Below are 6,398 nucleotides of genomic sequence, written 5' to 3' on the forward strand. Positions count from 1 at the left end.
CCCTGACGATGGATGCGTTTAATTCATTCCGTGCGGATTTCGACAGTGACATTTTTTTTAAAAAATATCTGTATTTTAAAATCAGGAGACCTCAGTGATCCAAGGAGAATCAGAGACCCATGCAAATCGATATCCATTCCCACATCATACCCGGCGTTGACGACGGCAGCCGGGATATGGAAACCAGCATCGCACTGCTGCAGATGGCCGTCGAAAGCGGAACCACCGATATTATTGCCACGCCCCATGTGATTGACGTGAGCACCACGCTGACCTGGGACGCGATCCGCCGTCATGTGGAAGCGCTGCAGAAGGAAGCGGACGCGCGGGGGATCCCCATCCGCATTTACCCGGGGGCGGAAACGGAACTGAACTGGGACCTGCTGGAGCTGATCCGGAAGGACCACAGCGCCTTCTGCCTGGCGGGGAGCCGCTATTGTTTAATGGAAATGCCCAGCCTGATGCTGCCGCCCAACCTGGAAGACATGATTTATGAGCTGCAGCTGATGGACATCGTGCCGGTGCTGGCCCATCCGGAACGGCAGATGCAGCTGATGCATGAGCCGGAGAAGCTGCTGACCCTGTTAAAACGGGGCTGTGTGGCCCAGAGCAACGGGGGCAGCCTGACCGGCGTATTCGGCCCCAAGGCCCATGAAAAGATCCACATGCTGATCGATAACCAGATGATCGCCTTCATGGGCAGCGATGCCCACAACCTGCGGCACCGCAACACCGATTTAAAAGGCGCCCGGGAAAAACTGGTGAAGCACTGGGGTGAAGCCGTCGCTACCGAACTGCTGGAGACGAAACCCCGTCATATACTGGAAAACAAAGAACTGCCGCCGGAACTCTATCTTAACCGATTGCCGGAAACCATTGGAAAGCCAGACGCAAACTCGTCGAAAAAGAAAGGCTTTTTTGCCAGACTGTTTGGATAACTGCAGTGCAGGGGACTGCAAGCCTGCAGCATTGTATACTTTTATCAGTATATTGACTTACATAATAAATTGTTTTACAATTAAATGCACTCTGTAAAAAATACTCTGTTTCAGGAGGTATCTTGTCAACCTGTCACGGCACATAATCTGGCCAGATTGTCATCAAATACAGTGCAAACAGTAGCCATCTGCGCAAATCCATGATATAATATTATGTCAACATTACAGATTCGTATCCACAAGATGTATTGTTTTTCAGATTGTTACAGTGGAGAAGGCAAAAGGAGATTAGACATGAAGAAAACTATAGCAGCCCTGCTGCTGGGGGCCGCGCTGACGCTGACCAACGTGGCGGCGGCCGAGGAATACATCATGACACCGGGGGACCAGCTGCAAATTTATGTGCTGGGGCACCCGGACATCAGCAGTACCCGGGCCAATACTGACTCAGCGTATACCGTACGACCTGACGGCAAGCTGAACTTTCCTCTGGTAGGGGAAATTGATATTAACGGCTTGACCGTGTATGAATTTACCCAGCTCTTGACAAAAGAACTGAGCGAATACATCATCAACCCCAAGATCACGGTGAACGTGGCCAAACTGGGCACCACCCGGGTCTTTGTGATGGGGGAAGTATCCAAACAGGGCATGCATGAGCTGACCAAAAGCCACCGGGTACTGGACGCCTTAGGCGCTGCGGGAGGCTTTACCCAGAAGGCGGCCAAAAAGAGTATCTATCTGGTGCGGAATGTAGGTACCCCGGAAGAAAACGTACAGAAGATTAACATCCTGAACTACATGAAAAAGGGTGACATGAGCCAGAATGTAGTGTTGCAGGAAGGCGACTGCCTGTATCTGACCAGTAACCATAAGGTTACGTTGATGGACATTGCACTGTTTGCTTCACGGGCCATCGATAGCTGGTATGATATAGACAGAATCGACAAATAGTTTTTACGGCATAAAAATCCTTTATTTTTTAGTTAGGAGGTACCTCCCTTGGAAGACCAGGAATATACCATAGATTTAATGGAAGTGGCGGACATTATTTCCGAAAACCGCAAACCTATCGCCAAGATAACCTGCGTGTTTGTGGCGCTGGCCATTTTGTATCTGCTGGTTGCTTCCCCCGTGTATGAATCGGAGGCGTTGCTGCGGATCAAACAGCAGCAGGGCTTAGGCAGTTCCCTGCTGGATGCAGCTACCGGCAGTAACGTAGCCATGATCCAGCAGCAGATGAGCACCTATGCGGAAATTTTAAAGAGCCGTGGCGTTGTGGTACCAGTTATTGAAGCTACCGAACAGGAGAAGGACGGTAAATATCCGGCGTATGAAAGATATGTTGAGAGTAACATTACCACTTCACCCTTTAAAAACACGGAAATTCTTCAGCTGAAAGTGAAAGGTAAAACCCCTGGCCAGGCACAAAAAGCAAACCAGCTGCTGGTGGAAACCTTTTTGCAGCGAATGACGGATTTAAGCCGTGTGGAGCAGACAGCTACCAAGAACTTTTTACAGAACCGTACTGATGCGGCTAAACAGGATTTGGACAAGGCGGAAACGGCTTTACAGGATTATAAAATCGAAAACAAGATTTTAACGCCGTCTGACAGTGCCAAGTTGTTTTTAGACCGCATTGCTCTGGTAGAAAAAGAAGCGGCGGCCAACCGGATCGAAATGGGCACGGCTCAGGCCAAGTTAAACGCGGCCAACAGCATTCTGGGGGGGGAAGGCCAGTATACAGCGGATAACCGAACCGTGCAGGCTTACAACGCTCAGTTGGCCAAGCTGGAAGCGGAACGGATCAGCTATCTGGATAAATACACGGAAAAACATCCCCGGATGATTGAACTGAACGACCAAATCGCTAAACTGAAAGCCAAGATTGCGGAAGAAACCCGGAAAGTAGCGTCCCTGCAGGCCCCCAGCGATAATGCGGTACACCAACGGCTGGTGGTAAGTAAATTCCAAAGCGAAGGGGAACTCATCGCTGCACGGCAGAAAGCGGAACTGCTGCAGGAAGTCATCGATCAGAACAACAAGGATCTGGAGCAACTGCCGGCAGTAGAAAAGGGCTATGTAAAAGCAGCCCGGGATGCCCAGGTAGCCGGAGAACTGTACATCATGCTGGCGAAACGTCTGGAAGAAAGCAAGGTGGCGGAGGTTATGGTGCCCACCAACGTGCAGATTGTGGATGAACCCACTCTGCCGGATCGGCCCATTGCCCCCCGGAAAGGCCGGACGTTAGCAATGGCGGCGCTGTTGGGTCTGCTGTTAGGTTGCAGCTACACGGTAGCGATGCAGCTGATGAACCGTACCATCCGTACGGAAGACGACGTGAAGAATTACCTTGGATTGCCTGTCATGGGTGCGATTCCCGATGAAGAAAGCATGAGCCGGGCCATGACGAAACAGAAAGAAATGGAAGAGAAAAAACCGGGCCTGCTGAGCAAATTGCAGCAGTACCTCCTGAAAAAATAAAGCAGGTCAATGGATGCCTGCCCATACCAACGCGTACCTTGCAAAGGAGCTTATAATCAATGGAAGAAGTAAAACAGGAACAAACCCAGCAGCAAAATAAGGAAGTACAAAAGATTAACCTGTTGGCCTTTAAAGACCCCAAAAGCCCGGTAGCAGAAGCCTACCGTTCCATCCGTACCAACCTGCAGTTTAGCGGGGTGGACAAGGAAATGAAAGTGGTGGAGGTGACCAGCGCTGTACCCAACGAAGGCAAAAGTACCGTTTTAGCCAGTCTGGCCGTGGTACTGGCACAGGCACGGAAAAAAGTGCTGCTGATGGACTGCGATTTCCGTAACCCCACTCAACATAAGCTGTTTGGTCTGCATAACAAAGGTCTTACCAATTTTATGGCTAACGGGGATGATTACAGCAGCTTTATTCAACATGTAGAACAGGAAAACCTGGATATTCTGGTATCCGGACCGGTAGCCCCCAACCCGTCTGAAATGCTGATGAGCAACAAAATGCAGGATCTGTTGGATCGTGCGCGTACGGAATACGATTATGTATTGATCGATACACCCCCCATCATGCCGGTTACCGATGCGGCGGTCTTAGGCGCCAAAGTAGACGGGGTAATGATGGTTGTCGCCAGTGGGCAAGATAAACCGGAACTGGTGCAGGCCGCCAAAAACCGGCTGGTGCAGGGCGGCGCCAATATCTTGGGCTGTATCCTGAACAAGATAAAGGTGGATGCAGGACGATACGGCTCCGGAAGCCATAAATACGGATATGGATATGGATATGGATATGGATATGGATATGGATATTACTATGGTGGGAAAGAAGAAGAGAAATCCCCGGTCGATAAGGCGGAGTGAGTAGACAAGCCAACTTCGCGACATGGCAAAAGTATGGAGTGAGATTCTTTACGGTGCTCATAAAGAATGTAGAGCATATAGTTAGCCTAAGTATATACAAATCTGTAAGGAAAGTTTGAGTTTGTTATGCAAGAAAAAAGTTTAACCCATGTAAATTATTCACGAAAACAAAAACTGTTACTAATCAAAATGGCGCATTTTGTACTGTCCGTCGCCTTATTTTTCTTCGCATGGTTACAGTTCCGCTACCATGGACCGATTCCGTTTGGAGAAGTTGGTTTTCGTTATAATTACTATATTATCATAGCTTATGCCATTATTATTTTTTTCTTTTACAAAACCTACAATGCGTATCTGATTGGGTACTGGCGGGTCAGGTCACTGGTATTTGCCCAGTTCCTCAGCCAGTTTTTCAGTGCGGCAACTATTTATTTTCTGGTTTCATTTGCCTGGAACCAGTTTTATAATCCGGTATCTTTTATTATCCTGATTATCGGCCAGTTTCTGCTGGATGTAGGTTGGTCTATGTTCGGTAACTGGTTCTATTATCATCTGATTCCCCCAAGAAGAACCCTTTTGATTTATCGGAACCAGTTAGATCGCAGACGGTTTGGCTCTTTAAAAGGAAAACCTAGTGAACGGATTTATATGATAACGGATGAACTGATGTATGATGGTACCTTCAGTGATCTGAAAGAAAAGCTAAAAGACTACGAAGCTGTTTTTGTAGCCGGCGTCAACAGCCGCTGCCGTAACGGCATCCTGAAATACTGCAAAGAACATAACGTGCGCGGCTTCTTTTTACCCCATGTGGGGGACGTTATTATGCAAGAAGCTATCCACATCCAGTCCTTTGATTCCCCTGTTCTTTGCGTAGATCGAAAAGTACTAAACCCGGAATATGCCATTGCGAAACGGGCTTTTGATTTTATATCTTCGTTGGTAGGCATCTTTATTCTGAGTCCTTTTTTATTACTGACGGCTATTGCCATTAAGCTGTATGACGGAGGCCCTGCTATATATAAACAGGTGCGGCTGACAAAAGACGGCCGGGAGTTTGAAATCTTTAAATTTCGTTCCATGCGAGTTGACGCCGAAAAAGACGGCGTGGCCCGGCTCAGCACGGGGGATAATGATGACCGCATTACCCCTATTGGGCGGTTTATCCGTAAGTGCCGGTTGGACGAATTACCGCAGTTATTCAACATATTGAAAGGCGATATGAGCGTAGTAGGGCCTAGGCCAGAGCGCCCTGTAATTGCGGAGCAATACTACAAGACCATGCCAGACTTCAAGTTGCGACTGCAGGTAAAAGCCGGCTTAACAGGATACGCACAAATTTATGGAAAATACAATACCGATCCCTACGAAAAGCTAGAATTTGATTTGTTGTATATAAACAACATGAGCATGTTACGAGATTTGGAATTGATTTTTGCAACTTTCTTCATTCTCTTTAGTAGTGAAAGTACTGCCGGAGTGGATGAGGGTGCAGTAACGGCAATGGATTATGAAAAATAAACAAATCTGCATATCACAGAAATTGTAAATGTTTAGATACTTTATAGATTTTTAATATAATGATAAATAACATAATAATATGTTATAACAAGGGGAAAAGCCAGTGGATGATTTTATACAAACAAAACAACCTTATTCTGTTTTAATGAGTGTTTATTATAAAGAAAAACCAGATTATTTACGTCTTTCAATGGACAGCATGTGGAAACAAACTATAAAACCAGATGACTTTGTTCTAGTATGTGATGGACCATTAAATAAAGAATTGGATAATGTTATTAAAGAAATGGAGTACATTCATCCAAAAACGCTTAATGTAATTAGGCTCGAAAAGAATGTTGGATTGGGAAATGCGTTAAATATAGGGATAAAATTTTGTAAACATGAGTTAATTGCAAGGATGGATAGTGATGATATAAGTAGGAACTATCGCTGCGAGAAACAAATAAGCATTTTTTTAGCGCAACCAACTTTATCAATTGTTTCTGGAATGGTAGAAGAGTTTTCATCTTTACCTAATATAATTGATACTACTAGAGTGGTTCCTGAAACCCAAGAAGAAATAATTAATTTTGCCAAAAAAGAAATCCATTTA

Annotated in this window: 6 protein-coding genes; all 6 read left to right on the forward strand. The window is 46.3% G+C overall.

Annotation, left to right across the window (positions count from 1 at the left end):
* Positions 1-119 precede the first annotated feature (119 nt).
* Positions 120-938 carry a tyrosine-protein phosphatase gene (locus tag ACZOWY_RS07620; RefSeq protein ID WP_484394837.1) on the forward strand — a complete coding sequence of 273 codons (819 nt, stop codon included), beginning with the start codon at positions 120-122 and terminating at the stop codon, positions 936-938.
* A 294-nt stretch (positions 939-1,232) separates the two neighbouring features.
* Complete coding sequence (locus tag ACZOWY_RS07625; protein WP_484394840.1) at positions 1,233-1,892, forward strand: polysaccharide biosynthesis/export family protein; 660 nt, start codon at positions 1,233-1,235, stop codon at positions 1,890-1,892.
* A gap of 48 nt (positions 1,893-1,940) precedes the next feature.
* The gene (locus tag ACZOWY_RS07630; RefSeq protein WP_484394844.1) at positions 1,941-3,422 is read left to right on the forward strand and encodes a GumC family protein; all 1,482 of its coding nucleotides are present in this window, start codon (positions 1,941-1,943) and stop codon (positions 3,420-3,422) included.
* A gap of 59 nt (positions 3,423-3,481) precedes the next feature.
* On the forward strand, positions 3,482-4,282 hold the full coding sequence (locus tag ACZOWY_RS07635) for a CpsD/CapB family tyrosine-protein kinase (RefSeq protein WP_484394848.1): 801 nt from the start codon (positions 3,482-3,484) through the stop codon (positions 4,280-4,282).
* 189 nt (positions 4,283-4,471) lie between these two features.
* The gene (locus ACZOWY_RS07640) at positions 4,472-5,803 is read left to right on the forward strand and encodes a sugar transferase (protein ID WP_484394852.1); all 1,332 of its coding nucleotides are present in this window, start codon (positions 4,472-4,474) and stop codon (positions 5,801-5,803) included.
* 103 nt (positions 5,804-5,906) lie between these two features.
* Positions 5,907-6,398 (forward strand): glycosyltransferase (locus ACZOWY_RS07645; protein ID WP_484394857.1); only part of this gene is annotated, 492 nt, incomplete at its 3' end.

The organism is Succiniclasticum sp. (assembly GCF_056977735.1).

Coding starts and splice junctions, on each gene's coding strand:
- ACZOWY_RS07620 (WP_484394837.1), top strand. CDS start 120: ATGCAAATCGATATCCATTCCCACATCATACCCGGCGTTGACGACGGC.
- ACZOWY_RS07625 (WP_484394840.1), top strand. CDS start 1,233: ATGAAGAAAACTATAGCAGCCCTGCTGCTGGGGGCCGCGCTGACGCTG.
- ACZOWY_RS07635 (WP_484394848.1), top strand. CDS start 3,482: ATGGAAGAAGTAAAACAGGAACAAACCCAGCAGCAAAATAAGGAAGTA.
- ACZOWY_RS07640 (WP_484394852.1), top strand. CDS start 4,472: ATGGCGCATTTTGTACTGTCCGTCGCCTTATTTTTCTTCGCATGGTTA.